This is a genomic window from Ruminococcus albus 7 = DSM 20455, assembly GCF_000179635.2.
Lineage (GTDB): Bacteria > Bacillota > Clostridia > Oscillospirales > Ruminococcaceae > Hominimerdicola > Hominimerdicola alba.
Genome location: NC_014833.1, coordinates 252,473 through 278,247 on the forward strand (window position 1 = coordinate 252,473; position 25,775 = coordinate 278,247).

The following is a 25,775-nucleotide window of genomic DNA, read 5'->3' on the forward strand; positions in this document are numbered from 1 at the left end:
CTGTATAAATAATGATAAAAAAGCATTATAATTAAATAGCAGACTGATAGTTAGTAAGCTAATTATAAGGGGGCGAATAATTTGTGAGAAAAGAAATACAGAAAGAAGTTATCATAGCTTCCAAGTATGTTCATCAGAAGATAGGATGTATAATAAATTCTGAGCTTGCCCACAACGATATAACTGCGGCGCAGAGCCATGTGCTGATGTTTATAATGTGTCATGAGCCTCCTGTTTATCCGTCGGATATACAGCGGGAGATGCATATTTCAGGGGCAACGGTATCGGGACTTGTGAAAAAGCTCAGGGCAAAAGGATACCTGACGCTGGAGGGCTGCGACACCGATGAACGCAGGCGAGGTCTGATAGCCACCGAAAAGGCTGCTATGCACAAAGCCGAGATAGAAAACTGCATGAGCAGTATTGAAGACAAAGCTTTCAAGGGATTTGAGGAAGATGAACTTGAAACTCTGAATAAATTGCTGTCGCGGATGGCAGAAAATTTAAAAGACGCTGAAAAGGAGGGTCAGGATAAATGAAGAAGATCCTAGCTCAGATAAAGCAGTATAAAAAGGATACTATCCTCACGCCTATTTATGCGATGCTGGAAGTCGTTATGGAGGTACTGCTGCCATACATAATGGCGATGATAATCGACAAGGGAATTGAAAAAAACGATATGAAAGCAGTGTGGCTCTACGGCGGACTTATGGCGGGTGCGGCAATGGTCAGCCTGTTTTCGGGCATCATGTCGGGCGTACACGGTGCGAGGGCATCTACAGGTTTTGCCTGCAACCTGCGAGAGGAGATATACCGTAAGATACAGACATTCTCTTTTGGCAACATCGACAAGTTTTCAACTGCAGGTCTGGTAACGCGAATGACTACTGATGTCACCAATATACAGAACGCTTTCCAGATGTGCATACGCATAGCAGTTCGTGCACCTTTTATGCTGATAAGCAGTATGGTGATGAGTTTCGTGGTAAGCCCGCGAATGAGCGGTATGTTCCTTGTGGCACTGCTGATATTGGCTGTGGCGCTGGGTCTGGTGGTAAGGTTTGCTATGAAGACATTCAGCGCGGCTTTTCAGAAATACGATGAGCTCAATTCCAGCGTACAGGAAAATGTATCGGCTATAAGAGTTGTAAAGGCGTATGTGCGTGAGGACTACGAAAAGCGGAAGTTCCGCAAAGCATCGGGCAACCTTTACAATATGTTCGTCAAGGCAGAGAGCATTGTGGCACTGAACAACCCTGTAATGATGTTTGTCAGCTATACGGCTATCATCGCTATAAGCTGGCTGGGTGCACACATGATAGTGGGCGGCACACTCACCACAGGTGAACTGACCAGCCTGTTCTCCTACATTTTCAGCGCGTTCATCTCGCTGATGATGCTTTCGTTCATATTTGTTATGATATCAATGTCCACTGCCAGCATCAAGCGTATCAGCGAGGTGCTTGACGAAGAACCCGATCTCTCCGACAAGGCTGACACAATAAAGGAAATGAAGGACGGTTCCATCGACTTTGAGCACGTTGATTTTGCATACTTCAAGGGCGAGAACAAGGACGTGCTCCACGATATAGACCTGCATATTAAATCGGGTGAAACTATCGGTATAATAGGACCTACAGGTTCAGGCAAGACCTCTCTTGTCAACCTTATAAGCAGACTTTACGATGTTACATCGGGGTCAGTTAAGGTCGGCGGAGTAGATGTAAGAGATTACGATATGGAGTTCCTCAGAAACAATGTATCTGTGGTATTGCAGAAGAACGTGCTGTTCTCGGGTACTATCATCGATAACCTGCGCTGGGGCAACGAGAAAGCCACCGAAGAGGAATGTATAGAAGCCTGCAAGTCGGCTTGTGCAGATGAATTCATCGAGCGTATGCCTGATAAGTATAATTCACATATCGAGCGCGGCGGCGCTAACGTATCTGGCGGACAGAAGCAGAGACTCTGTATAGCAAGAGCGCTGATGAAGAGCCCCAAGGTGCTTATCCTTGATGATTCCACCAGTGCGGTGGATACCGCTACCGATGCGAAGATAAAGCAGGCATTTGCAGAGAGGATACCGGGCACTACAAAGATAATAATCGCACAGCGTATATCCAGTGTTGAAAAGGCTGACAGGATACTCGTTATAGAAGAAGGCAGGATAACAGGCATCGGTACTCACGAAGAACTGCTGAAAACCAGCGAGACCTACGCTGATATATATAACTCTCAGGCAGGCGGCGGAGGAGACTTTGACCGTCCCGAGAATGCCGACGGAAAAGCAGTAAGCGTAAGAAAGGAGGGAGTATAAATGCCAAGACCTGATAGAACAGCACCACGTCCGCAAATGAGCAAGGACACTTTCAAAGTGCTTGGGCGTGTGCTTAAATTTATGTTCAAGGACTATAAGATGCATTTCGGTATAGTGGTTGTCTGCATCATCATACAGGCTGTTACGACCCTTGTGGGCATGGTGTTCATACAATCCCTCGTTGATGACTATGTTGTGCCTATGCTCGAAGAAAAGAAGGAGCTCGGCGATGCGTTTGTCGCTGACTATAAGCCGCTGGCTATGGCGCTGGTAAGGCTTGCGGTGATATATGTACTGGGACTCACCTCGGCTTATGCCTATAACCGTATCATGGTAAACGTAGGTCAGGGTACTTTGCGCAATTTCAGGAATGCGCTGTTCGATAACATGGAAAGTCTGCCGATAAAGTATTTTGACACCCACGCACACGGTGATATAATGTCGGTATACACCAACGATGTTGATACCCTCAGACAGTTCATCGCACAGAGCATACCTCAGCTCATAAACTCCACCGTGACACTGGTGGTAACGCTTATATCCATGTTCACCAGAAACATACCCCTTTCACTGCTCTCGATATTCATGGCGGCTGTTATGATGTTCGTGACAGCGAAGATATCGGGTAATTCAGGTAAGTATTTTGCGGCACAGCAGAAGGATCTGGGTGAGGTAAACGGCTTCATCGAAGAGATGCTGGACGGTCAGAAGGTTGTCAAGGTGTTCTGCCATGAGGAAAATGCGCAGGCAGATTTCAGGGAGCTTAATGACAAACTGCGCGACAGTGCCAACAACGCAAACAAGTTTGCGAACATACTGATGCCAATAAACGGCAACATCGGAAATATCAGCTATGTGCTGTGTGCAGTCTTCGGTGCGATACTGCTGATAAATAATGTAGGCAGTATAACCCTTGGCAGACTTGTTGCTTTCCTTACGCTGAACCGTAACTTCACCATGCCTATCACCCAGATAAGCCAGCAGATGACCTTTGTTATAATGGCTTCCGCAGGTGCAGGCAGAGTTATGGATCTGCTGGATCAGACTCCCGAGACCGACGAGGGCTATGTTGAATTCGTAAATGCAAAATTCGATAATGATGGCGAACTGAAAGAATGTGCAGAACGTACAGGCACATGGGCTTGGAAACACCCCCACAAGGAGGACGGCACTGTTACCTACACCCAGATGAAGGGTGAGATAGTATTCGACGGAGTGGATTTCGGCTACAACGATGACAAGATAGTTCTTCACGATGTTCAGCTGTTCGCTAAACCCGGTCAGAAGATAGCCTTTGTAGGTTCAACAGGTGCAGGCAAGACCACTATCACCAATCTGATAAACCGTTTCTACGATATACAGGACGGCAAGATAAGGTATGACGGCATAAATATCACCAAGATCAAAAAGCCGGCACTGAGAAAGACTCTCGGCATAGTTTTGCAGGATACACACCTGTTCACGGGTACGGTAATGGATAATATCCGCTACGGAAACCTTGATGCTACCGATGAGGAATGTATCGCGGCGGCTAAGCTTGCGAATGCTTCGGGCTTTATTGAAAAGCTTGAACACGGCTATGATACTGTACTGAAAGGCGACGGCGGAAACCTCAGCCAGGGACAGAGACAGCTTCTTGCAATAGCGAGAGCGGCAGTCGGAGACCCGCCTGTGCTGATACTCGATGAAGCGACTTCCTCCATTGATACCCGCACAGAAAAGCTGGTTCAGGCAGGTATGGATGCTCTTATGAGCGGCAGAACGACTTTCGTTATAGCACACAGACTTTCAACAGTAAAGAATTCAGACTGCATAATGGTACTTGAACAGGGCAGGATAATCGAGCGCGGTACACATGATGAACTGCTTGAAAAGAAAGGCAAGTACTTCCAGCTATATACGGGCAGCTTTGCAGAAAACTGATAAAGGGTCATAAATAAGCTGAAAAACGGAGCGTATGCAAAAATGTGAATGCATACGCTCTTTGTTTGTATGTAGATCATTGTACACAGTACAGGCGGGTGCCGCAGAATACAAATGTTCCACGTGGAACATTTGTTCTATATTAAGCGCGGCTGTTATGGATTGAAAACTGTACCTTCGTTATCAATGGCAAGTTCCTTGACCTGCCAGCCGCCAAGCCCTGCGTTATCAAGTGAAAACCTCATTTTGCCTGCGAAGAACTTGTTATCAACATCGACTATTGACATGACAGTAGGACCTGCGCCGCTTATGTAGCTTGCATACGCGCCGTGGGTATAGGCTATATCGAAGACTTCTCTGCAGCCGGGGATAAGCTCCATACGGTATGGCTGATGAAGTTTATCGTGTACCGCAGTACGCAGGTTTTCAAACTTGCCTGTCAGGAGAGATGCTGAAAACAGAGCCGCTCTTGACAGATTGTATACTGCATCCTTGTGGGATACCTGCTTGGGCAGGCAGGCGCGTGCTTCTTCCGTCTTTAACTCAAAATCAGGTATCATCGCCACGAATTTCAGTTTGGTGTATACTTCCTGCTTGACCCAGTGCACCTTTCTGCCATCGAATACAGCCGTAACTATACCGCCTAAAAGTGCAGGTGCAGTGTTATCGGGGTGACCCTCTATCTGTGCGGCAAGATCAACAAGATCGTCCTTTGTCAGGGGATCACCGAGCATCCTGTTTGCGCCTACAAGTCCTGCGATTATGCAGGCTGAGGATGAACCCAGACCCCTTGCCATGGGTATATTGTTGGTCTGACGCAGCTTCAGACCTGTCAGCTTTTTGCCGCATACTGCATACAGATCCTTTGCGGAAACGTATATCAGATTTTTTTCATCACAGGGAACGTCAATACCGTCTGATGATGCTATGTCGATAATGTCGCTTTCTTCCATTTCGACATAGTTGTAGTAGTTGAGCGCAAGTCCCAGCGCATCGAAGCCCGCGCCGAGATTTGCCGAGGTGGCAGGTATTTTAATATTTATCATTTTACTTCCTCATTTCCAAAGGGTCATTGATCAGGATTCAAGCGGACGGACTCTCAGCTTGACTCCGATACTGTCAGCCACTGCCTGTGACTTTGCTATTTCCTCTTCACCTATAACATCAACTACGGTGAGTATTACATTCGGGACATACTGCTTTACATTTTCTGCAAATGAAAGCAGAGCGGCAAAGCAATCCTTATCTTTCCACTTAGGACGGGTGATCGCCATATAAGCTTCGCTGTCGGATGCGTTAAGGCTGATAGAAACGGTATCTATAAGACCTTTGAGATCCTGCTCGATGTTCCTTTCGTGTATAAGGTCAGCAAGACCGTTAGTGTTAAGGCGTATGGGGGTATCACAGACAGAACGTATATACTTTGCGGTGCCGAGAAGTATATCAAGTTCGCTTGTGGGCTCGCCGTAACCGCAGAATATTATTTCCTTGTAGGATGAGAGATCGCGGGTCTTGAGATTTTCGATGACCTCATCAAGGCTCGGCTGATGTTCAAGCCACAGTGGGTCTGAGCCGTATGCGCCGTCATCGTTCTGCCTGAGGCAGAATGTACAGGCGCAGGGGCATTTGTTTGTGATATTCAGATAAAGCTTTTCCCAAAGTTCATAAGATATGGTCATAGCTGTTTTTTTCATATTTATCCCTCCGAAAGATCATTTGATAATATTATAACATACTGCTTGCAAAAATAAAAGAATAATTTTATACAAATGCTTTAATAAACGTAATACAATTTTTCACTTAGGAGATCTTTTGACATGGAACAGAGTGAAGAAGTGATGTAATGATAAAACAGCGGATAGCACGATACTATCCGCTGTTGAATATTCAGATATCTTCGTAAAGGCGAATATATTCCTTTGCGGAGCGTTCCCAGCTGAAATCCTGCTTGAATGCGGTGGATACCAGTCGTCCCCATCGCATCTTGTCGTCATAGTACGCTCTTGCACGTACAGTTGCGTTCAGCATATCCTGGGCGTTGTAACTCTTGAAAGTGAAGCCGTTGCCGTTTTCTCCGCCTGCATCGCGTATGGTATCACGCAGACCGCCTGTTTCGCGGACTATGGGGATAGTGCCGTATCTCAGTGCTATCATCTGGGCAAGACCGCAGGGCTCGCTCTGGGACGGCATGAGGAACATATCTGCACCTGCATAGATGCGTCTTGAAAGTTCGGGTACAAAGCCTAAACGCAGACCTACTCTGTCGGGATAACGGTAATGCATCTCGGTGAAGAAGTCCTCGTATATCTTTTCGCCTGAACCCAGTATTGCAAATTTATAGCCCAGGCGTATCATATCTTCAAAAACATACTTTATAAGGTCAAGACCCTTGTGTGAAACGAATCTTGTAACTATGCCGATGATGGGTTCCTTGCCCGTAGCTATGCCGAGTTCGTCGCACAGTGCTTTTTTACAGACAAGTTTGCCGAGCCTGTCGTTAAGACTGTAATTTTTTGCCAGATTCTTGTCGGTGGCGGGGTCGTATATCGTCTGGGATATGCCGTTTAAAATACCGCTGAGTTTATACTGGTGGTGGACAAGTTCTCTGTCGAGAGAGTGGGAATACCAGGGGTCGAGTATCTCCCATGCATAGCTTGGTGATACTGTGGTGACCCTGTCACTGACCTCTATTGCGGCTTTCATGAAATTCACGTCGCCGTCATAGCTCAGCATATCTGTATGATAGAGGGGTATGCCCATGAGGTCGTTTATAAGTTCAAGACCGTACTGACCCTGATACTGGATATTGTGTATGGTAAATACTGTCTTGATATCCTCATATCCCGGCTGATAGCGGTAGAAGATATCATAGTAAACGGGCACGAGTGCGGTCTGCCAGTCATTGGCATTTATCACATCGGGTTTGAAGTCGATGAATTTAATCAGCTCAAGAACTGCGCGGGAGAAGAATATATATCTTTCTGCATCATCGTAGAAGCCGTACATACCGTTTCTGGCGAAGTAGTATTCGTTATCGAGCAGATAGTAGGTAACGCCGTTTTCAACACCTGTGAAAACTCCGCAGTACTGGTTGCGCCATGCTACGGGCACGGTGAAGTTTGTAACGTAATTCAGTCTGTCTCTGAGTTCCTGACGGATACTGCCGTAAAGGGGCAGTACAACGCGGCAGTCCTGTCCGAGTGCGTTGAGTGCGGCGGGCAGGGAGCCTGCAACATCTGCGAGTCCTCCCGATGCGGAATAGGGAAGTCCCTCGCTGGCTGTATAGAGTATATTCATAGTATCACCCTCCTTTTGCGTAAGTGATAGGTCGGTCATAGTTGGTGGGGTCTGCCTGGGCAGCCGTTACAATTGATATTTCTTTGAAAAATCATCAAACATATCTGAAAATTCAGCTTTCTTTTCTTCGGGCATATTATTATATGAATCAACGATAAGCTTTTGGAAAGCAGTGGGAAAGGAATTTGTCTGATAGTTATACATACTTAAAAGTATGGTTTCTATCAGGCTGTATTCCATTGTTGTTTTCCTTTGGTTCATCAGCGTGACCGTTTTGTTATCATCAAAGTCATAGCAAGTGTTCCATACACAAGCCTGAAGAAAATGGTCACCTTTATCATTTATAAGGATATCCATGCCTGTATCAAAAGCTTTTGAAGATGACCGCTTCATGAGTTCATTTAATGCATAAGGAACTTCATCGATATATACCATATCATCTATGATCTCAACAAGCTCATCATCAGATGATCGTTTAATAAGTTCTTTGAATGCTTCGCCCATTTTTACGTGATCTTCAGTTCTTTCAATAATATCATATAGCTGATCGTTTGAATAATTCTTCAGTTCCGTATTTTCGCTCATTTGTAAAAGTTAGTATTTATGCCGTGAAACAGGTGCGGTTTCTCCCACAGACCATGTTTTATTATCGAAAACGCACGGCACCGACCGACGGCGCCGTGCGGCGAGTTTTTATTATACGGTAGCGCCCTTGGATACGTACATCTGGTAATCCGCGGTGCTTGTCAGAACGTGCTTGGGAGCAACGGTAACGTCCTTATCGGTAATGACGTAGTTCATCTGTGCGCCGTCGCCTACAACAGTACCCTGTCCGAGGATGCAGTTCTTGACCTTTGTGCCCTTTCCGATCTTTACACCCCTGAACAGCACGCAGTTCTCAACTTCGCCCTCGATTATGCAGCCGTCTGCTACAAGAGAGTTCTTTACGATGCTGTCAAGATCGTACTTAGCAGGTGCGTTGTCGCTGACCTTTGTATATATGGATCTCTTGGGAACGAAGAGCTTTCTTGCGTTCTCGGGATCGAGGATATCCATATTAGCCTTGAAGTATGTATCGGTGGAATTGAGCTTGCTGAAATAGTACTTGTATTCATAAGCCATTATTTTCAGCTCATTGCATCTTTCCTGAAGGATATCTTTCTCGAACGAAACTTTGCCCCTTGCTATGGAGTCCCTTATCATATCAACTATGAATTCCATGCTCATTACGAACATATTCAGGCTGCAGGTGCAGGTGCCGCTGAGTTCGGGCTGAATAAGCACGCTGGTGACCTGACCTTCGTCATTTGTGTTCAGGACGGTGGCGGTCTTCAGGTCTTCTGAGGTATAGGGGCCGGTGTGTGACACTACGGTTATATCGGCACCTGTCTCGATATGCTTTGCAACTATCGGTTTGTAGTCGATATTGGTTATAACATCGCAGTCGGTCAGTACAACATACTTTGCGGAGGAATGAGTGATAAAGTTCATAGCGCCGTATATAGCCTCTATCCTGCCTCTGTAAAGAGTACTTTCAACGTTTCCGAAAGGAGGCAGGATATAAAGTCCGCCTTTCTTTCTTGCAAGATCCCATTCTCTTGCACTTCCCAGGTGATCCATCAGCGACTGATAGTTGCTCTTTGTAATAACACCTACCTCAGAGATGCCGCTGTTTACCATGTTTGAGAGAGGGAAATCTATCAGGCGGTATCTTCCGCCGAACATTACAGAACCCATAGTCCTGTTCTTTGTCATGTCGCCAAGAGTCGTGTCGTGCATATTTGCGAAAACAAGACCCAGTACATTACCCATATTTATTTCCATTTTACCCGGTCTCCTTCCTTACATATTTTCGTAGATTATTGCCTTTGGCACAACATTGGCTCCGTCGGAGATAGTCAGGTTATGACCTACTACCGCAACGCCCCAGCTGTCTTTGTCCTCGATAGTTTCGGGTCTTGCGCCTATCTGACAGTTCTCGCCGATGACTGAGTTTTCACCTACGATGGCATACTCTACCTTAGCGCCCTTCTTGACTACTGCGCCGGGCATGAGGATAGAGTCGTATATAACAGCGCCCTCTTCAACGATAACGCCGTCGGATATCATGGAAAATTCAACGCTGCCGTCTATGACACAGCCCTCTGTAACCATACAGTTCTGTATCTGCGCATTCTTGCCGATACTCTGGGGGGGATATACGGGGTTTCTGGAATATATCTTCCAGTTGGGGTCATAGAGGTCGATGGGGATGTTGGGATTGATAAGATCCATATTTGCTTCCCAGAGGGATTCAATTGTTCCAACGTCCTTCCAGTAGCCGTCAAAGCGGTAAGCTACCAGCTTTTCGCCTGCTTCTCTCATATCGGGTATGATATTTTTTCCGAAGTCCTTGGAAGCAGTTTCGTCTTTTTCATTGGCGATGAGGTAAGCCCTCAGCTTCTCCCATGTGAATATGTAGATACCCATTGAAGCCAGTGTGGATCTTGGGTTCTTGGGCTTTTCTTCAAAGTCGATGATATTGTCATCCTCGTCGGTTATCATTATTCCGAATCTGCTTGCTTCGTGCTTGGGAACATCGAGTACTGCGATGGTAGCAGCTGCTTCTTTCTTCTTGTGGAACTGCAGCATTTTGTTATAGTCCATCTTATAGATGTGGTCACCTGAGAGGACAACAACGTACTCGGGGTCATATCTGTCGATAAATCCGATGTTCTGGTAGATAGCGTTAGCTGTACCGGAATACCAGTCGGCACCTGTTGCCTTCTGGTAAGGCGGCAGTACATGGACACCGCCGTGGATACGGTCAAGGTCCCAGGGCTGACCGTTGCCTATGTACTCGTTGAGTACGAGAGGCTGATACTGTGTAAGTACGCCCACTGTGTCTATACCCGAATTTATGCAGTTAGACAAAGGGAAGTCAATGATACGATATTTTGCGCCGAATGGCACTGCGGGCTTTGCAACGTCCTGAGTCAGGGCATAAAGTCTGCTGCCCTGTCCGCCTGCGAGAAGCATAGCCACACATTCTTTTTTGTTGAACATAAATTTCACCCACCATATATTTTATACTATTGACAACGCTGTAAGCTGAAAAGTCAAGCAACTTATTCTGCTTCTTTTGCGGTCTTTTTCTTGTCGGAATTCTTTTTGTGCTCTGCCTTTTTGATAGTAGCTTTTTTCTTTTCGCTGTCCTTTTTCACTTCAAAGTACATACAGGAGAAAGGCGGTATATCTATACATACCGACTGTTCAAAGCCGTGCATGGGCACATCCTGTGACTTTACAGTGCCGTTGGTCATAGGTGCGCCGTCAGGAGAAGCGGAGTTGAATACTTCGGTATACTTGCCTTTGTAAGGCACTCCGAAGCAGTAGCTCTTTCTCTCAACGGGGACAAAGTTGCAAAGCACTATGACCTCGTTCGCCTCCGCATCAAATCTGCGGAATATGATTATACTCTGTCTGAAATCGTCATTTGCTATCCAGCTGAATCCCGACCAGTCGAAGTCTTTCTGCCAGAACTGAGGATGGTCGAGATAGAAGCGGTTCAGCCGTTTTGAGAACGCGTGGTAGTTGCGGTGGTTCTCGTATTCTTCTACAAGGAACCATTCAAGACCGTTCTCGTAGTCCCACTCCCTGAACTGGGCGAACTCTGTGCCCATGAACATAAGCTTCTTGCCGGGGTGAGCCATCATATATGCATTGAACAGCTTGCACTGCTCAAACTTTTTATCAACATCTCCGCCGTACATCTTGTTTACCAGCGAAGCTTTTCCGTGTACTACTTCATCATGGGATATAGGCAGTACGAAATTCTCCGAAAATGCGTAGAAGAACGAGAAGGTCAGCATATCGTGATGGAATGCTCTGTCTATGGGGTCATAGCTCATATATTTGAGCATATCGTTCATCCAGCCCATGTTCCACTTGAAGTTGAAGCCAAGACCGCCATCGCTGACCGGCTTTGTTACCATTGGCCATGCGGTGGATTCTTCGGCTATCATAAGCACTGTGGGGCATCTGGAGAATACGGCTGTATTCAGGTCACGAAGGAACTGTACAGCTTCGAGGTTCTCGTGACCGCCGTAGATATTTGGTGTCCATTCGCCGTCGCGTCTGTCATAATCGAGGTACAGCATGGAGGCTACTGCATCAACACGCAGACCGTCGATATGGTACTGTTCTATCCAGTACAGCGCGTTGGAGATAAGGAAGCTTTTTACTTCTCCTCTTCCATAGTCGAAAACTCTTGTGCCCCATGCGAGATGGTCACGCTTTTTAGGGTCGGCATACTCATAGCTTGCGCCGCCGTCAAATTCAAACAGACCTGCCTCGTCCCTTGGAAAATGTGCGGGTACCCAGTCGAGGATAACGGATATCCCTGCCTGATGGAACAGGTCTATCATCGCCATGAACTCGTGGGGAGTACCAAAACGTGAGGTCGGTGCATAGTAGCCTATGCCCTGATAACCCCAGGAACCGTCAAAGGGGAATTCTGCCAGGGGCATGAATTCGATGTGGGTATAGCCCATATCCTTGAGGTAAGGTATTATCGTATTTGCAAATTTGGTATACGAATAGTACACACCGTCATCGCAGGACTTCCACGAATTCAGGTGAACTTCGTATATATTCATTGGGCAGTTGTAAACGTCCTTGGTCTTGCGTTCCTTCTGCCACTTATCGTCTTTCCATTTATAGCCTTCGATATCGAATATCTTTGAGCCGGTCTGGGGCTTCAGCTCCATATGTGTACCATAGGGGTCAGCCTTGCAGCGGCGTTTGCCGTCGCAGCCGACTATGGAGAATTTATATGTATCAAATGTCTTCATGCCCGGGACGAATACTTCCCAGACTTCCGACTTTTCAAGCTGCTGCATAGGTGTGGCGTTATCATCCCAGTTGTTGAAATCGCCTACCAGTGATACTGCGCGTGCCTTGGCAGCCCATACTCTGAAATAATAACCGTCATTTCCGTCTTTTACGCCTTTATGGCAGCCGAGAAAACGGTATGTTTCATAATTTGTTCCGTTGTGGAAAAGGTATAGAGGTATCTCATATTCCTGAGGCATCTTATCCATGAAAACTCTTTCCTCCTTTGTTTGCAAGGCATAGCAATACCTTTTTATACATCTATTTTAACTCTTATTTCATATTTTTTCAAGGGGTTTTGTGATTTTTTTCAAGTTCTTACATATTTTAATCAGTTGTTTTGTGTAATTGGTATATCGCATTAATAAAAAATACACGCCAATATAGTAATATATTTACATTTATGAATTTTTATACATAATTCATTCTTTTTGTGTGCCGATGCGCACTGCCATGATAGTAATATCATCGCCTCTCATGCCTTTGCGGCGGTCGTTAACGAACTCTCCGAGCTGCTGTACGAGCTCATTGATATCGCATCCGTCAGATGCTGCGGCAGTGTCTGCGATGAGCTGTGAGGATACATCATCGGCACCATCGGAAGTCATTATTATAAGATCGCCGTCAAACAGTTTTATCTCACACTTGTCTGGCGGACAATCTGACAGTATCCCTGCGGGGAACGAGATCTCTCCCAGCGGCATAGCCGAACCGTCACGGCACAGCCAGCTGCTGACAGCGCCGGCTTTCAGTAAAGAAGCCCGTCCGCCGCACAGATCCAGTCTGAGGATATCCATTGTGGCAAAGCTTTCTTCCCAGCCTTTTACCCTCAGCATGGAGGATACCAGCCTGTGTACGGTGGTAAGCGAAAGCCCTGAGGTGATAAGCTTGCGGCTAAGGCTGACGGTGAATGATGAATCGAGCCTTGCACGCTTGCCTGTGCCCATACCGTCGGAAAGCACGAGATATTTCTCGCAGCCGTCCACATCGAAGATATCATAACTGTCACCTGAATATTCACCGCTTGCAGATGCAGAAAATACTGCGGTCTCTGCGGTAAATGCAGGGAGTTCGGCAAAGGATATCCTTGTAATGCCGTTGTCGCCTGTTATATCAGGCAGCCCCATATCACAATCCAGTATAGATGATACCGAGGCTGTAAGCATAGCGATATCTCCTGAAAAGCTGCCTTTTATAAAGGCATCGGCTCTGCAGCAGAGGTCATTGTCCACATAAACGCAGACTCTGGCTCCGCGGTATCCCATTACAGCCAGCTGTTCGCGGACGCTCTCTGATAGTCCCGTATCAATGGAATGCACCTGTGATGAACGGTACGAGAGGTCGGAAAGGATATCCTCCATGGAGAGGAGCTGGTCTGTCAGCATGGTGCGAAGCTCCTTCATTCGGATATTTTCAGCCTTATCCTCAAGGATGTGCTTTTCAAGGTCATTGAAGGCTTCGCAAACCAGTGCGGGTCTGTCGCAGCAGCCAACGTTACTGCGAACCTGCTCGTCGGTTATGCTGCCGCCACAGTCGAGGATCATCTGCAGTTTATCAAAAGCACCTGCTGTACTATCGTTTTTCTCGAAGCATAGTCTGTATGAAGGGCAGTCGGTACAAACACAGCGCCTTACCTCCGATGAAGCAGTTCGTGAAGCGGTATTTCTGTCCATAGTAACAGTTACCATATCGAGCTGCCTGCGTATTTCGCCAAGGGTCTGACCTGCCAGCATCAGCCGTGCGGCAGTAGTCTGCCCTATGAGTTCGGGAGTACTGCGGAAGCCTGATATACGCTTGCCCATGCGTTTTATCTTGTCCGAAGGTATCATCAGGAACATGAGAGAACCTGCAACGATATCCGCGAACATATGATATGTATCACCGTTGATGCCGACAGCTACAAGGCTTATGAGGGCAGTTACAAGAAAGCTCATGACCTCTGCCAGCCTGCCGAATTGTACGAATACTCCGCATATCAGCCCGGCTGTTGCGAGAAGAAGTGTGTTCCTTGCAAGACTCGGATCACATATCAGTACTCCGCAGGCTGTCAGTGCACCTGCCACTGCACCGCCGAAACTTCTGTATCTTCGTGCGGCTTGCAGAAGAATGAACGCACCGATGGTCCTTCCGAGGTTCACGACGAATAAATTCACCGAGGCGGTAATACTCACGGCAATTATGCACAGCATACCTGCGAATACTCCGTTGATACCGGTAAGATCGTATATACCGCTGCGCTTTGATGCGGTGCGGATCGTCATGGTGATGAATACCGTACAGCCTGCAAGAAGTGAATTTATCATCCTCATTGAAGCATGGTAGAAATCGCCGGGGATAGCTGCTGTTATAACGCATGAGAACAGCATAAGTACACCTGATACTACCAGTGAGCGGTAAACAGGCTCATCGCGTTTGTCACCGAGGGGGTCGATGAAGTGGATGGCTGTTATTACCAGCACAGAGCATATCTGCACTATCCCTGCCTCGATACCGCGGTTCAGGATGAACGCAAGCAGCGTCCCGAGAAATACGGCGGGTGAATTATCACCTGCCAGAGATGCTGCCGCTGCGCACATGAAAGACGGAAATCCGAGTGTGACGGAAAGTCCTGTCAGGAGCCCGCATATGAATGCGCCTATACGATACTGCCATTTTTTTACTGCCGCCCTTTTGGAAGACCTCTGTTTTGCACCGGCTGATCCGGAGGGAGCTGTTTTTACATTTTGAAACATATTTCTCACGTCCTACGAATAGAATAGTAAGTATATTCTATCATCAGGTATACGTGAAAAATGTCACAATCACATGAGTTTTTTCAGTTCTTCCCCGAACCTCACGAACTCCTTCATAAGAAGCTGTTCGGGACGGACGTTTGCCTGAAGACCGCTGTTTTCCACTGCTGCGGCGACCGTCTGCTTATCTGCGCCGAGTCCTGCGGACACGGAGTTCACCAGAGTTTTTCTGCGCTGAGAGAAAGCGGCTCTTACCATCTTGAAGAAGAATGCTTCGTCAGTTACGCCTTCCGGGGTGTTCTCCTTGATATCGAACCGTACGACACAGCTGTCAACATTCGGGGCAGGCATGAAACTGCCGCGTGAAACATTGAAAAGTATCTTAGGCTCTGAAAAGTAGTTCACTGCCACCGTGACAGCGCCCATATCCCTTGTGCCGAGGGGAGCGCATAGCCTTGTACCTGCTTCTTTCTGCACCATGACGGTCACGGAGCGTATCCTCAGACGCTGTTCAAGCAGCATCATGAGTATTGGTGAGGTTATATAGTAGGGGAGGTTCGCACATACGGCTACCTCCATTCCGCTGAATTCATCTTCGATGAGTTTATGCAGATCGACTTTCATTACATCTGCATTTATTACTTTGACATTATCATGCTCTGCAAGCGTTTCCTCAAGCACGGGGATGAGGCGGTCATCTATCTCGATGGCTACGACCTTATCGGCACGCTTTGCAAGTTCATTGGTCAGCACGCCTACGCCTGTGCCTATCTCTATCACACCGTAGCCTGCCTTTGCGTTGCCCATTTCGGCTATGCGGGGGCATACCGATGGGTTTACAAGGAAATTCTGCCCCAGTGCTTTTGAGAATGTAAAACCGTGGCGCTGCATAACATCTTTAATAACGCCTATATTTGATAGATTGTCCATTATCTTCTCCCCGTTTATCTCTTATTTGTCTGATGCATCGGACTTACAGATCTGTGTACATCTGATGAAGTTTTCTGACGTTTTATTTTGTATTACGACAGTAAACAAAGTATTTTGTTATTTATGTTAATTTTCAGATATAAAACGATAATATAATTTTAACATATAACCGCCTGTAAGTCAATAGGCAAGAGCATTATTTCACATATATTGGATATACTGATAAGGAAATATGTCAGCAGGCATCTGCTGATGAAAATGGAGGAACAAGTTGTGAATAATACAGGATATTATGCGGATATCGAGATGACCGCAAGGACATCCAGGATCACGGGACACAGAGGTTTTTCGGGGATAAATGCTGAGAACTATGGGGCGGTAAAACGGCTTTGCAAAGGTCGCAGCAGTGTGGAAACTGCATTGGGAATGTCTGCGGAGGCAGCCGCATACGGTGCTGACTGCAGGCATTGATCCTATATAAAATAAGGTATGATTTGTTATTTTACACAAGAAATCTTTTTATTACCTTAACAAATTCTATATGGAAAACTGTTGAAATTATCCCGAGAATATTGTACAATATGTATGTGATATCGGGAGGGCTGACCCTTCCGGAGCCGCATGGTCGGGATGGGAGTAGGTATGATGTATTCGGGGATATCTAAAAGTTCAGAAACTTTATATTCCATGGGCGGAGCAACAGACGGCTGCCGTTCTGTATCATCACACTCTTATTACACCCTCATGTGTGCTGAATGTAACAATTATGACCTAATTTGAACTGCAACGCAATAGTTGCAGTTTTTTTGGTTTGATGAAGGAGTTAGATGCTGATATGAAGAAAGTAGCAGTTATCATGGGTTCAGACAGCGATTTCCCTGTAGTATCCAAGGCTTGTGCTGAGCTGAAGGCTTATGGTGTTCCTTATGAATGTCATGTTATGAGCGCTCACAGAACACCTGCCCTTGCTGCTGATTTTGCAGACAAGGCTAAGGCTGAGGGCTTTGGTGTTATAATTTGCGCTGCGGGAATGGCTGCACATCTTGCAGGTGTTATCGCAGGACACACTACACTGCCTGTTATAGGCATCCCCTGCAAGTCGAGCAATCTTGACGGCCTTGATGCGCTGCTCGCTACAGTACAGATGCCCAGCGGCATACCTGTTGCGACTGTTGCGATAGACGGTGCTAAGAATGCTGCTTTGCTGGCAATACAGATGCTGGCACTGTCGGACGAAGGTCTGGCTGAGAAGCTTGAAAAGGCAAAGGCAGATATGATAGACGGCGTCAAGGCTAAGGACGCTGCTCTTCAGGAAAAGCTGGCTGCGCTGTGAGCAGATACAAGGTATTGCTGTTCGATCTGGACGGCACACTGCTGGATACTGCCCCGGGCATAATTCGCATAGTAAGATATACTATGGAGAAAATGGGACTGGAGGAGCCTGCTGAGATAAGGCGGTTCCTGGGTCCTCCGTTATTCAGGTCGATGAAGGATTTCTGCGGTCTGGATGATGAACGTGCATGGGAAGCGGTGAGGATATACCGTGAGAAATATCCTGTGGACGGACTGCTTGAATCGGAAAGATTCGACGGAGTTGAAGATCTGCTTGGAACACTGAAGGACATCGGATATGTTCTCGGAGTGGCTACAAGCAAACCTGAGCCGTTTGCAAGAAATCTGCTGGAACACTTTGATATGGCAAAGTATTTCACGTTTATCGGAGGCTCCGGTGTGGATGGCGCAAGGGACACCAAGCGTGAGGTGATAGAGTATGTGCTGGAAGCACTGAATGTCACTGACAGGAGCAGGGTGCTGATGATAGGCGACAGACAGCATGATATCATAGGAGCGAATGAATGCGGACTTGAAAGCCTGTACGTGCTCTGGGGATACGGCAGCAGAGAAGAAGCGAAGGAATGCGGTGCGCCCGCGATAGCGGAAACACCTGCGGACTGCCGCAAATATATAATGTCACAAATTTAAGTTAAGATAAACATTTCAGGAGGTAATCGTTATGGCAAATGTAGTAAAGGGAGAGCAGCTCTACGAGGGTAAGGCAAAGAAGGTATACGCTACCAATGATCCCGACCTGGTGATCGTTGATTACAAGGACGATGCTACCGCTTTCAATGGTGAGAAGAAGGGTACTATCGTAGGTAAGGGCGTTATCAACAACAGAATGACCAACTTCATGTTCAAGAAGCTTGAAGCAGCAGGCGTTCCCACCCACCTTGTAGAAGAGCTGAGCGACAGAGAGACTCTGGTAAAGAAGGTTTCTATCGTTCCTCTGGAGGTAATAATCAGAAACGTTGCAGCAGGCAGCTTCTCCAAGAGAATGGGCGTTCCCGAGGGCAAGGAGCTCCTGACACCAATACTGGAATTCAGCTACAAGAACGATGATCTGGGCGATCCTTTCATAAATGATTACTATGCACTGGCACTGGGTCTGGCTACAAAGGAAGAACTGGATACCATCGCTAAGTATGCGTTTGCTGTTAACAGCTTCATGGTAGATTTCTTCAAGGGCGTAGGCGTTGATCTTATAGACTTCAAGATCGAGTTCGGTAAGACTTCTGACGGTACTATAATCCTCGCTGACGAGATCTCTCCCGATACCTGCCGTTTCTGGGACAGCAAGACCCACGAGAAGCTTGACAAGGATCGTTTCCGCAGAGATATGGGCGGCGTTGAGGACGCATATCAGGAAATGATGAAGAGAGTCCTGGGAGAATAATATATGGGCGGATTTTTCGGCGCAGTGTCGGCAAACGACTGTATACAGGACGTTTTCTTCGGCACAGACTATCATTCTCATCTCGGCACCAGAAGAGGCGGTATGACCGCTTATGCACCCGAGATAGGATTTCAGAGAAATATTCACAGCATAGAAAACTCACCTTTCAGAACAAAGTTCGAGAAGGATGTTGAAGCTATGCGCGGCAAGGTCTGTATCGGCTGCATAAGCGATACTGATCCTCAGCCTATAATGGTACGTTCCAAGATGGGACTCTATGCTGTCTGTTCCATAGGCGTTATACATAACGCCAAGGAGCTGACTCAGGAGCTTTTACAGAACGGCTGTGCGAATTTTGAAACCATGAGCAGCGGCGCTATCAACTCTGCGGGGCTGATAGGTGCACTGATAGCTCAGAAAGACAATTTCGTTGACGGTATACGCTATGCTCAGGAGAAGATACAGGGTACCATGTCACTGGTGCTTATGACAGAGGATTCTATCATATGCGCAAGGGACAAGGCAGGCAAGCTGCCTATAATCATAGGACAGAGGTCTGACGGCTACTGCTTCTCATTTGAGGATTTTGCTTATCAGAAACTTGGCTACAAGACTTGCCATGAGCTGAAGGCAGGCGAGATACTGAAGCTTACCAAGGACGGCTTTGAGGTTCTGTCCGAGGGTACAGACGATATGAGTATATGTACGTTCCTGTGGACTTACTACGGTTATCCCAACGCTAATTACGAGGGTGTGAACGTAGAGGGCATGAGGATACGCAACGGCATGATAATGGCTGAAAATGACATCAAGAACGGCAAGCTGCCTGATGTTGATTACGTTTGCGGAGTTCCCGATTCAGGCACTCCTCACGCTATCGGTTATGCCAACAGGAGCGGTATCCCCTTTGCAAGACCATTCATAAAGTATACTCCCACATGGCCCAGAAGCTTTATGCCTACCAATCAGTCTATGAGGAACAGGGTAGCAAAGATGAAGCTGATACCTGTGCATGAATTCATTGAGGGTAAAAAACTGCTGTTCGTTGATGACAGTATAGTAAGAGGTACCCAGATGAGGGAAACTGTAGAGTTTCTTTATGAGAACGGCGCTAAGGAAGTACACATGAGGTCGGCTTGTCCTCCTATAATGTACGGCTGCAAGTACCTGAACTTCTCCAGAAGCTCATCTGAACTGGAACTAATTGCCAGACAGATCATCGACGAGAACGAAGGCGCTGAGGGTGTAAAGTATATAAGAGAGTACAGCGACACCAATACCGAGAGGGGCAAACTTCTGAGAGATGAGATCTGCCGCAGGCTGAAGCTCACCTCACTGGAATTCCAGTCCATCGAGGGTACAGTTAAGGCTGTTGGCAAGCCTGAATGCGGTCTTTGCACATATTGCTGGGACGGCAAGGAATGACATACATACCATTAGATCATACAAGACCGAAAGGAAGCATTTATGAATAATAACAGCTATTCAAACAGCTACAAGGAAGCAGGCGTGGACGTTACAGCCGGCTACAAGGCAGTAGAGCTTATGAAGCAGTACGTAGGCAGAACGGTCACAAAAGGCGTAATCGACGGCATAGGCGGCTTCGGCGGACTTTTTGAGCTGGACATGACAGGCATAAACAAGCCTGTACTGGTGTCGGGCACTGACGGCGTAGGCACTAAGATCAAGATCGCTTTCCTGCTGGACAAGCATGACACTGTGGGCATAGATTGTGTTGCCATGTGTGTCAATGATATAATCTGCTGCGGTGCAAAGCCTCAGTTCTTCCTGGACTATATTGCCTGCGGAAGAAATATCCCCGAGAAGATCGCAAGCATAGTTTCGGGCGTGGCCGAGGGCTGCGTTCAGGCAGGATGCGCTCTGGTAGGCGGTGAGACTGCAGAACATCCGGGTCTTATGCCGGAGGAAGAGTACGATCTTGCAGGTTTCTCCGTGGGTGTTGTTGACAAGGACAAGATACTTGATCCCACCACACAGAAGGCAGGAGATGTGATGATCGCTATAAAGTCAAGCGGTGTACACTCCAATGGTTTCTCACTGGTTAGAAAGGTATTCGATGTAAACGAGGAGAACCTTGCAAAGCACTATGACGAGCTGGGCACCACACTGGGTGAGGCACTGCTGACACCTACACGCATCTACGTAAAGGCTATAATGAGCCTGCTTGATGCTGTAAAGGTAAAGAGCATATCCCACATAACAGGCGGCGGATTCTACGAGAATATCCCGAGATCACTGCCCAAGGGCATATCAGCTCAGATCAAGAGAAGCGATGTTCAGGTACTGCCTATATTCGACCTTATCGCAAAGACAGGCAATATCCCCGAGAGAGATATGTTCAACACCTTCAACATGGGCGTTGGTATGACTGTTGTTGTTGACAAGGCTGATGCTGATGCAGCTATCGCGGCTATAAAGGCTGCAGGCGAGGACGCTTATGTTCTCGGTGAGCTGGTAGACAGCGATATGGGCGTTATCATCTGCTGATAAAAAGTATTTTTCAGCCACTCGGCGCGGCTCGTGTCGGGTGGCTTTTTTGAACGGTTCGGGTACGGCATCAGAGGATAAATAAGTATATGAAGTACAGGATATTCGGGAACGGAGATAAAGATACTATACTTCTGCTCCACGGCGGCGGGCTATCTCTTGGGGGACAGGTCGCTCTGGAAATGCTGGCACAGCGCGGAGATATCTGCGAAAATGCAGTGATAGAGAGCGCGCTTGTTATACCCTCAAAGGTGACAGCGGCGCTTCTGCCGTCGTCACTGAAAATGAGTTACGGTCTGATACAAAAAGAGTGGTTCGCAAGAAAGCAGTTTGCGGCACTCAGGATACCCGAAGAATTTTTTGAGGATTATTTCCGCGACACCAAGGAGATAACTCTGAAAAATATGACAGCTTTTCTCACGGCAAATCAGCAGTATGAACTGAAAAGCTCTGTGAAAGATACTTCTGCGCGGGTGTATGTTTTTGCAGGCGGAAAAGAAATAAAGTCGGTAAAACGATCGGCGGAGATGATAAACAAAGCCGTTAAGGGCAGCAGCATTGAGGTGCTTGACGGAATGTATCACGGAGAATTCTCAATGAAGTATGCGGAGCGGTATGCTGATAAGATCATTGATATCTGCGGAGGAAAATGATGTTGGACAAACTTGACGATAAGGTTATCGGATTTCTGATAAGGGCGAAGAAAGCCACTTATGCGGGCAAGGGCGCGGAAAGCGCAAGCAGCCGTCCGAAATCCCATGATTTGAAGTACAGCGAGGATGGGCTTACTTACATAGACACTTATCTAGGCGGCGAGAGATTTGCGGGCGAGGAAGCTTTATGGCGTGACGGCGAACCATTCTGGTCGATGAATTATGTCGGCAGAGTGACAGGCGAGAATTTCAGCGGAGATTTTCTGAAAGAGGCGCTGTTAAGAGTTCCTGCGGATAAGCCATTCAGAGGACCTGCGCGTTATGAGGACGGCGGATATGTATACGAATGCGAGGTAAGCGGTGACACCTGCTGGTTTTATGGGCATGAGATAATATCATTGAATGGTGTGCAGATATATGAATGTCTGTTCCACGGCGGAAGCATAAAGTAAGGAGGGCATTATGCCGTTTACAAAGATAAAGAAAAGGCTTGAGACGGAGTTTCTTGCGCCCTCATTGCAGGGGCGTGTGACATACTTTGCCACCTCATACAGCAAATATCCCGACCATGAGGGGCGTGCGGCAATACGTGTTGACGGTGTTGAGGTCTTCAAGAGCGACTATTTTGAACTCATGATGCTGCATTCACAGAAATACCATGAGCAGGAAGAAAGCGGCGCGGGGCTTCACAAAAGCTGGATGCAGGCATTTGATGAAGCCGAAAAAGCTGGCGGATTTGACCATCATGCATTTTACCGCGCATTTGATATGTTTGCTTCACAGCCGATTGAGGAGAGCCTGAAAAGCGAGTATCCGCTTGTCAGGATATTTGCGATACTCGACAGGCGGACGGGTAAGCGCAGACTTTCTGCTATGGCTGAGGAAATGGAGAGCGCACCGCCTTTTATACAGATATTTTACAAGCTGAGATGCGAAGCGGAGGGCTTATCGTGAGAGAATTCGACAACAGGAAGTCGCTGAAGACATTCTGGCACAGGCACGGACATCAGCTTGCAGGACTTATCGTGCTGGCGGGAGTATTGACAATTGGCTATATCGGTTATCGTGAAAGTCACCCAAAGGCGGTCAGTGTTGATGATATCAACTCGGAGATGCCAACTTATAAGGAGACGCTTGGCATTGATAAACTAAAGCTGAGTTATGATATCAAGGTCGATGGCTTTGACGGAGAGATGTTCCTGTACAGCGTTTACTTTGAAAATCCCCCCACAGATGAAGATATCAGTGCGGTGGAAGAGTGTATGGATAAACTCCCGCAGGATGACGAAAATACATATCACGGCGATGTTATGGTCTTTGCAGATGAACCCGACAAAGTAACGGTGATGCTCGATCTCGGAAATGCAGATGATGAACAGTATATAACCGAAATCCCGAAAGCACTGGACGGTATGAAAGGCATTAAAAAGGTAGTTTTAAACGAAGGTGCGGAATACTAATTGCGAAAGGAAGTATCATTATGAAAAATATAGTTGTACTGGTCTCGGGCGGCGGGACTAATTTGCAGGCGCTGATAGACGCTCAGGCACGCGGAGAGATAAAGGGCGGAAAGATAAGCTGTGTAATATCCTCAAAAGAGGGCGCATATGCCCTTGAAAGAGCGGCTAAGGCAGGTATACCCTCAGTGGTGCTGCCAAGAAAGGAGTATGCTGACAAAAAGGCATACAGTCAGGCTATACTGGAAGAACTGAACAGACAGAAAGCCGACCTTGTTGTGCTGGCAGGATTCATGATAATCCTTGACGAAGTAGTTACAAAAGCCTACCCCTATAAGATAATCAACGTTCATCCCGCACTGATACCCTCTTTCTGCGGTGAGGGCTACTATGGTCTGAAAGTTCATGAAAAGGCTCTGGAATACGGTGTTAAGATCAGCGGCGCGACTATCCACTTTGTAAATGAAGAAGCAGACGCAGGTGCGATAATCCTTCAGGGCGCTGTGGATATCGCCAACGATGAAACTCCCGAAACTCTGCAAAAGAAGATAATGGAAAACGTGGAGTGGAAGCTTCTGCCCAAGGCAGTTTCGCTGTTCTGTGAGGACAGGATAACTATCCGTGACGGCAAGGCATATATTGATCTGTAATAAAAAGGGACTGCTTAAGGGCAGTACTCATACGGAAGTTTTATGTTATCTATTGGGGAAAACCCTTTTGAAAAAGGGTTATTCCTAAGCGTCAGCTTCGCTGATGCTGACCCCTTTCCGAAAACTTCTATTTCTTTTGGGCAGGGGGTAGCTATGTTTGCAAACATAGCTACCCCCTGTCTTTTTCTGTCTTTATAAAAAACTACCCCCTGCCCAAAAGAGTTAAAAGTCTTTTGAAAGGGGTTCGGGGGATAACTTTTCTTCAGAAAAGTTTCCCCCGATAAATAATATAAGCTTCTATATGGACACTGCCCTTAAGCAGTCCCCTTTTTTATGTGGATATCATCACTGACGCAGATATACGCCGTTTTCTTCGATGTAATCTTCCATATCGTCTTTATATCCCAGGTGCAGAGGGTCACTGTCGAGTGCCTTTAATGCACGCTGACCGATGTCCTTACGGAAGTGTGCGCCCTCGAAGGTGATCTTTTCAACACCCTGGTATGCCTTTTCAAGAGCGGAGTTGAGGGTAAGACCCTTTGCGGTAACACCGAGGACACGTCCGCCGCTGGTGAGAAACTTGCCGTCAGCAAGCTTTGTACCTGCGTGGAAGACCTGAGCACCGTCAACCTGACCCTTGGCGTCAAGACCCTTGATCTCAATGCCCTTGGGGTAAGAGAGGGGATATCCGCCGCTTGCCATGATAACACAAGCGCAGCTGCCCTCTGCCCACTCAACGTTGAGTTCGCTCAGCTTGTGATCGTATATGGCTTCCATTATGTCAACGAGATCCGTTTTCAGCATAGGCAGAACTACCTGTGTCTCGGGATCACCGAAACGGCAGTTGTACTCGATGACCTTTGGTCCTTTGGGGGTAAGCATAAGTCCGAAATACAGACAGCCTTCAAATGTCCTGCCCTCGGCATTCATGGCATTTATAGTAGGCAGGAATATCTTCTCCATGCACTCCTCAGCTATGCTGTTTGTGTAGTAGGGGTTGGGAGATATAGTACCCATTCCGCCTGTGTTAAGACCTTCATCATTGTCAAGTGCTCTCTTGTGATCCATGGAGGATATCATGGGAACTACAGTCTTGCCGTCTGTGAAGCTGAGTACAGAAACCTCGGGACCTGTCAGATACTCTTCAACGACGATAGTCGAACTGCTGTCACCGAACTTCTTATCATCTATCATTTCCTTGATAGCTGTTACAGCTTCTTCCTCGTTCTGCGCAAGTATAACGCCCTTGCCCAGTGCAAGACCGTCAGCCTTGATAACAGCAGGATAGGTGTTCTGCTGCTTAACGTAAGCTATGGCAGATTCACTGTCCTTGAACACCTCATAGCCTGCGGTAGGGATATTGTATTTTTTCATCAGGTCCTTGGAGAATACCTTTGAACCCTCGATTATAGCTGCAGCCTTCTTGGGTCCGAAGGTCTTGAAGCCCTCAGCCTGCAAAGCATCGACCATGCCCAGTACCAGCGGATCATCGGGTGCTACAACAACAAGATCGACAGCCAGTTTTTTTGCAAGTGCAACAACACCGTCAATATCTGTTGCACCAACGTCAAAGCACTCTGCCATAGCAGAGATGCCGCCGTTTCCCGGGGTGCAGTATATCTTTTCTGCTTTCGGAGACTGTGCGAGTTTTGCGATGATCGCGTGTTCACGTCCGCCGCCGCCGACTACAAGTATTTTCATT

25 protein-coding genes are annotated in these 25,775 nt (G+C 47.1%); 14 read left to right on the forward strand and 11 right to left on the reverse strand.

What is annotated here, in order from left to right; genetic code table 11:
• Positions 1 to 83 precede the first annotated feature (83 nt).
• From RUMAL_RS01230 to RUMAL_RS01240, 3 genes are read left to right on the forward strand one after another with little or no spacing between them, the layout of a single operon-like run.
• Positions 84 to 539: a MarR family winged helix-turn-helix transcriptional regulator gene (locus RUMAL_RS01230; RefSeq protein ID WP_013496992.1), complete on the forward strand. Its 456-nt coding sequence runs from the start codon at positions 84 to 86 to the stop codon at positions 537 to 539.
• A complete protein-coding gene (locus tag RUMAL_RS01235; protein ID WP_013496993.1) occupies positions 536 to 2,317 on the forward strand; it encodes an ABC transporter ATP-binding protein in 1,782 nt (593 codons plus the stop codon). The genes RUMAL_RS01230 and RUMAL_RS01235 overlap by 4 nt, the downstream gene beginning before the upstream one ends.
• Entirely contained in the window at positions 2,318 to 4,240 is a 1,923-nt protein-coding gene (locus RUMAL_RS01240; RefSeq protein ID WP_013496994.1) for an ABC transporter ATP-binding protein, read from the forward strand. It abuts the gene before it with no gap.
• A gap of 155 nt (positions 4,241 to 4,395) precedes the next feature.
• On the opposite strand, the gene thrB is transcribed toward RUMAL_RS01240, so the two are convergent.
• The 9 genes from thrB to rsmA all read right to left on the reverse strand — a co-directional run bounded on the left by thrB (position 4,396) and on the right by rsmA (position 16,071).
• The gene (gene thrB / locus RUMAL_RS01245; protein ID WP_013496995.1) at positions 4,396 to 5,286 is read right to left on the reverse strand and encodes a homoserine kinase; all 891 of its coding nucleotides are present in this window, start codon (positions 5,284 to 5,286) and stop codon (positions 4,396 to 4,398) included.
• Between the two features lie 30 nt (positions 5,287 to 5,316).
• A complete protein-coding gene (locus tag RUMAL_RS01250) occupies positions 5,317 to 5,934 on the reverse strand; it encodes a TIGR04100 family radical SAM protein (protein WP_013496996.1) in 618 nt (205 codons plus the stop codon).
• A 193-nt stretch (positions 5,935 to 6,127) separates the two neighbouring features.
• On the reverse strand, positions 6,128 to 7,537 hold the full coding sequence (locus tag RUMAL_RS01255) for a glycogen synthase (RefSeq protein WP_013496997.1): 1,410 nt from the start codon (positions 7,535 to 7,537) through the stop codon (positions 6,128 to 6,130).
• Positions 7,538 to 7,603: 66 nt separating this feature from the next.
• A complete protein-coding gene (locus tag RUMAL_RS01260) occupies positions 7,604 to 8,122 on the reverse strand; it encodes a hypothetical protein (protein ID WP_013496998.1) in 519 nt (172 codons plus the stop codon).
• A 111-nt stretch (positions 8,123 to 8,233) separates the two neighbouring features.
• Positions 8,234 to 9,361: a glucose-1-phosphate adenylyltransferase subunit GlgD gene (gene glgD, locus RUMAL_RS01265; RefSeq protein ID WP_013496999.1), complete on the reverse strand. Its 1,128-nt coding sequence runs from the start codon at positions 9,359 to 9,361 to the stop codon at positions 8,234 to 8,236.
• Between the two features lie 18 nt (positions 9,362 to 9,379).
• Complete coding sequence (locus RUMAL_RS01270; protein ID WP_013497000.1) at positions 9,380 to 10,582, reverse strand: glucose-1-phosphate adenylyltransferase; 1,203 nt, start codon at positions 10,580 to 10,582, stop codon at positions 9,380 to 9,382.
• Between the two features lie 62 nt (positions 10,583 to 10,644).
• Positions 10,645 to 12,618: a 1,4-alpha-glucan branching protein GlgB gene (gene glgB, locus RUMAL_RS01275; protein ID WP_013497001.1), complete on the reverse strand. Its 1,974-nt coding sequence runs from the start codon at positions 12,616 to 12,618 to the stop codon at positions 10,645 to 10,647.
• Positions 12,619 to 12,831: 213 nt separating this feature from the next.
• Positions 12,832 to 15,141, reverse strand: a complete 2,310-nt coding sequence (locus RUMAL_RS01280) for a SpoIIE family protein phosphatase (RefSeq protein WP_013497002.1) — start codon at positions 15,139 to 15,141, stop codon at positions 12,832 to 12,834.
• Positions 15,142 to 15,210: 69 nt separating this feature from the next.
• On the reverse strand, positions 15,211 to 16,071 hold the full coding sequence (gene rsmA, locus RUMAL_RS01285; RefSeq protein ID WP_013497003.1) for a 16S rRNA (adenine(1518)-N(6)/adenine(1519)-N(6))-dimethyltransferase RsmA: 861 nt from the start codon (positions 16,069 to 16,071) through the stop codon (positions 15,211 to 15,213).
• 273 nt (positions 16,072 to 16,344) lie between these two features.
• Here rsmA and RUMAL_RS01290 point away from each other — a divergent pair, with 273 nt between their 5' ends.
• The 11 genes from RUMAL_RS01290 to purN all read left to right on the forward strand — a co-directional run bounded on the left by RUMAL_RS01290 (position 16,345) and on the right by purN (position 24,073).
• On the forward strand, positions 16,345 to 16,542 hold the full coding sequence (locus RUMAL_RS01290; protein WP_154662731.1) for a hypothetical protein: 198 nt from the start codon (positions 16,345 to 16,347) through the stop codon (positions 16,540 to 16,542).
• 364 nt (positions 16,543 to 16,906) lie between these two features.
• Positions 16,907 to 17,404: a 5-(carboxyamino)imidazole ribonucleotide mutase gene (gene purE, locus RUMAL_RS01295; protein ID WP_013497005.1), complete on the forward strand. Its 498-nt coding sequence runs from the start codon at positions 16,907 to 16,909 to the stop codon at positions 17,402 to 17,404.
• Positions 17,401 to 18,054, forward strand: a complete 654-nt coding sequence (locus tag RUMAL_RS01300; RefSeq protein ID WP_013497006.1) for an HAD-IA family hydrolase — start codon at positions 17,401 to 17,403, stop codon at positions 18,052 to 18,054. Before purE ends, RUMAL_RS01300 begins: the two co-directional genes overlap by 4 nt.
• Before the next feature lie 31 nt (positions 18,055 to 18,085).
• The gene (gene purC / locus RUMAL_RS01305) at positions 18,086 to 18,805 is read left to right on the forward strand and encodes a phosphoribosylaminoimidazolesuccinocarboxamide synthase (RefSeq protein ID WP_013497007.1); all 720 of its coding nucleotides are present in this window, start codon (positions 18,086 to 18,088) and stop codon (positions 18,803 to 18,805) included.
• Positions 18,806 to 18,808: 3 nt separating this feature from the next.
• Positions 18,809 to 20,230, forward strand: coding sequence for an amidophosphoribosyltransferase (locus RUMAL_RS01310; RefSeq protein WP_013497008.1), 1,422 nt, complete (start codon positions 18,809 to 18,811; stop codon positions 20,228 to 20,230).
• Between the two features lie 42 nt (positions 20,231 to 20,272).
• Entirely contained in the window at positions 20,273 to 21,313 is a 1,041-nt protein-coding gene (gene purM / locus RUMAL_RS01315) for a phosphoribosylformylglycinamidine cyclo-ligase (protein WP_013497009.1), read from the forward strand.
• A gap of 89 nt (positions 21,314 to 21,402) precedes the next feature.
• A complete protein-coding gene (locus RUMAL_RS01320; RefSeq protein WP_013497010.1) occupies positions 21,403 to 21,966 on the forward strand; it encodes a hypothetical protein in 564 nt (187 codons plus the stop codon).
• Positions 21,963 to 22,418 (forward strand): DUF5680 domain-containing protein, encoded by a 456-nt coding sequence (locus RUMAL_RS01325; RefSeq protein WP_169736134.1) that lies wholly within the window; start codon positions 21,963 to 21,965, stop codon positions 22,416 to 22,418. The genes RUMAL_RS01320 and RUMAL_RS01325 overlap by 4 nt, the downstream gene beginning before the upstream one ends.
• 10 nt (positions 22,419 to 22,428) lie before the next feature.
• A complete protein-coding gene (locus RUMAL_RS01330) occupies positions 22,429 to 22,920 on the forward strand; it encodes an SF0329 family protein (protein WP_013497012.1) in 492 nt (163 codons plus the stop codon).
• Positions 22,917 to 23,426 carry a hypothetical protein gene (locus RUMAL_RS01335; RefSeq protein WP_013497013.1) on the forward strand — a complete coding sequence of 170 codons (510 nt, stop codon included), beginning with the start codon at positions 22,917 to 22,919 and terminating at the stop codon, positions 23,424 to 23,426. The genes RUMAL_RS01330 and RUMAL_RS01335 overlap by 4 nt, the downstream gene beginning before the upstream one ends.
• 20 nt (positions 23,427 to 23,446) lie before the next feature.
• Positions 23,447 to 24,073 carry a phosphoribosylglycinamide formyltransferase gene (purN, locus tag RUMAL_RS01340; protein ID WP_013497014.1) on the forward strand — a complete coding sequence of 209 codons (627 nt, stop codon included), beginning with the start codon at positions 23,447 to 23,449 and terminating at the stop codon, positions 24,071 to 24,073.
• A gap of 14 nt (positions 24,074 to 24,087) precedes the next feature.
• Here purN and RUMAL_RS22095 read toward each other — a convergent pair whose 3' ends face one another.
• Both RUMAL_RS22095 and purD read right to left on the reverse strand, forming a co-directional pair.
• Positions 24,088 to 24,240 carry a hypothetical protein gene (locus RUMAL_RS22095; RefSeq protein ID WP_013497015.1) on the reverse strand — a complete coding sequence of 51 codons (153 nt, stop codon included), beginning with the start codon at positions 24,238 to 24,240 and terminating at the stop codon, positions 24,088 to 24,090.
• Between the two features lie 178 nt (positions 24,241 to 24,418).
• Positions 24,419 to 25,774 carry a phosphoribosylamine--glycine ligase gene (gene purD / locus RUMAL_RS01345; RefSeq protein ID WP_013497016.1) on the reverse strand — a complete coding sequence of 452 codons (1,356 nt, stop codon included), beginning with the start codon at positions 25,772 to 25,774 and terminating at the stop codon, positions 24,419 to 24,421.
• Position 25,775 lies beyond the last annotated feature (1 nt).

What these genes read in the sequence shown, in the direction of transcription:
- purC (WP_013497007.1), top strand. Translation starts at nt 18,086, where the DNA reads ATGGCAAATGTAGTAAAGGGAGAGCAGCTCTACGAGGGTAAGGCAAAG.
- purD (WP_013497016.1), bottom strand. Translation starts at nt 25,774, where the DNA reads ATGAAAATACTTGTAGTCGGCGGCGGCGGACGTGAACACGCGATCATC.
- RUMAL_RS01320 (WP_013497010.1), top strand. Translation starts at nt 21,403, where the DNA reads ATGAAGTACAGGATATTCGGGAACGGAGATAAAGATACTATACTTCTG.
- RUMAL_RS01260 (WP_013496998.1), bottom strand. Translation starts at nt 8,122, where the DNA reads ATGAGCGAAAATACGGAACTGAAGAATTATTCAAACGATCAGCTATAT.
- glgB (WP_013497001.1), bottom strand. Translation starts at nt 12,618, where the DNA reads ATGGATAAGATGCCTCAGGAATATGAGATACCTCTATACCTTTTCCAC.
- RUMAL_RS01270 (WP_013497000.1), bottom strand. Translation starts at nt 10,582, where the DNA reads ATGTTCAACAAAAAAGAATGTGTGGCTATGCTTCTCGCAGGCGGACAG.
- rsmA (WP_013497003.1), bottom strand. Translation starts at nt 16,071, where the DNA reads ATGGACAATCTATCAAATATAGGCGTTATTAAAGATGTTATGCAGCGC.
- RUMAL_RS01235 (WP_013496993.1), top strand. Translation starts at nt 536, where the DNA reads ATGAAGAAGATCCTAGCTCAGATAAAGCAGTATAAAAAGGATACTATC.
- purE (WP_013497005.1), top strand. Translation starts at nt 16,907, where the DNA reads ATGAAGAAAGTAGCAGTTATCATGGGTTCAGACAGCGATTTCCCTGTA.
- thrB (WP_013496995.1), bottom strand. Translation starts at nt 5,286, where the DNA reads ATGATAAATATTAAAATACCTGCCACCTCGGCAAATCTCGGCGCGGGC.
- RUMAL_RS01330 (WP_013497012.1), top strand. Translation starts at nt 22,429, where the DNA reads ATGCCGTTTACAAAGATAAAGAAAAGGCTTGAGACGGAGTTTCTTGCG.
- glgD (WP_013496999.1), bottom strand. Translation starts at nt 9,361, where the DNA reads ATGGAAATAAATATGGGTAATGTACTGGGTCTTGTTTTCGCAAATATG.
- RUMAL_RS01325 (WP_169736134.1), top strand. Translation starts at nt 21,963, where the DNA reads ATGATGTTGGACAAACTTGACGATAAGGTTATCGGATTTCTGATAAGG.
- RUMAL_RS22095 (WP_013497015.1), bottom strand. Translation starts at nt 24,240, where the DNA reads ATGTTTGCAAACATAGCTACCCCCTGCCCAAAAGAAATAGAAGTTTTC.
- RUMAL_RS01255 (WP_013496997.1), bottom strand. Translation starts at nt 7,537, where the DNA reads ATGAATATACTCTATACAGCCAGCGAGGGACTTCCCTATTCCGCATCG.
- purN (WP_013497014.1), top strand. Translation starts at nt 23,447, where the DNA reads ATGAAAAATATAGTTGTACTGGTCTCGGGCGGCGGGACTAATTTGCAG.
- RUMAL_RS01250 (WP_013496996.1), bottom strand. Translation starts at nt 5,934, where the DNA reads ATGAAAAAAACAGCTATGACCATATCTTATGAACTTTGGGAAAAGCTT.
- RUMAL_RS01240 (WP_013496994.1), top strand. Translation starts at nt 2,318, where the DNA reads ATGCCAAGACCTGATAGAACAGCACCACGTCCGCAAATGAGCAAGGAC.
- RUMAL_RS01310 (WP_013497008.1), top strand. Translation starts at nt 18,809, where the DNA reads ATGGGCGGATTTTTCGGCGCAGTGTCGGCAAACGACTGTATACAGGAC.
- RUMAL_RS01280 (WP_013497002.1), bottom strand. Translation starts at nt 15,141, where the DNA reads ATGTTTCAAAATGTAAAAACAGCTCCCTCCGGATCAGCCGGTGCAAAA.
- purM (WP_013497009.1), top strand. Translation starts at nt 20,273, where the DNA reads ATGAATAATAACAGCTATTCAAACAGCTACAAGGAAGCAGGCGTGGAC.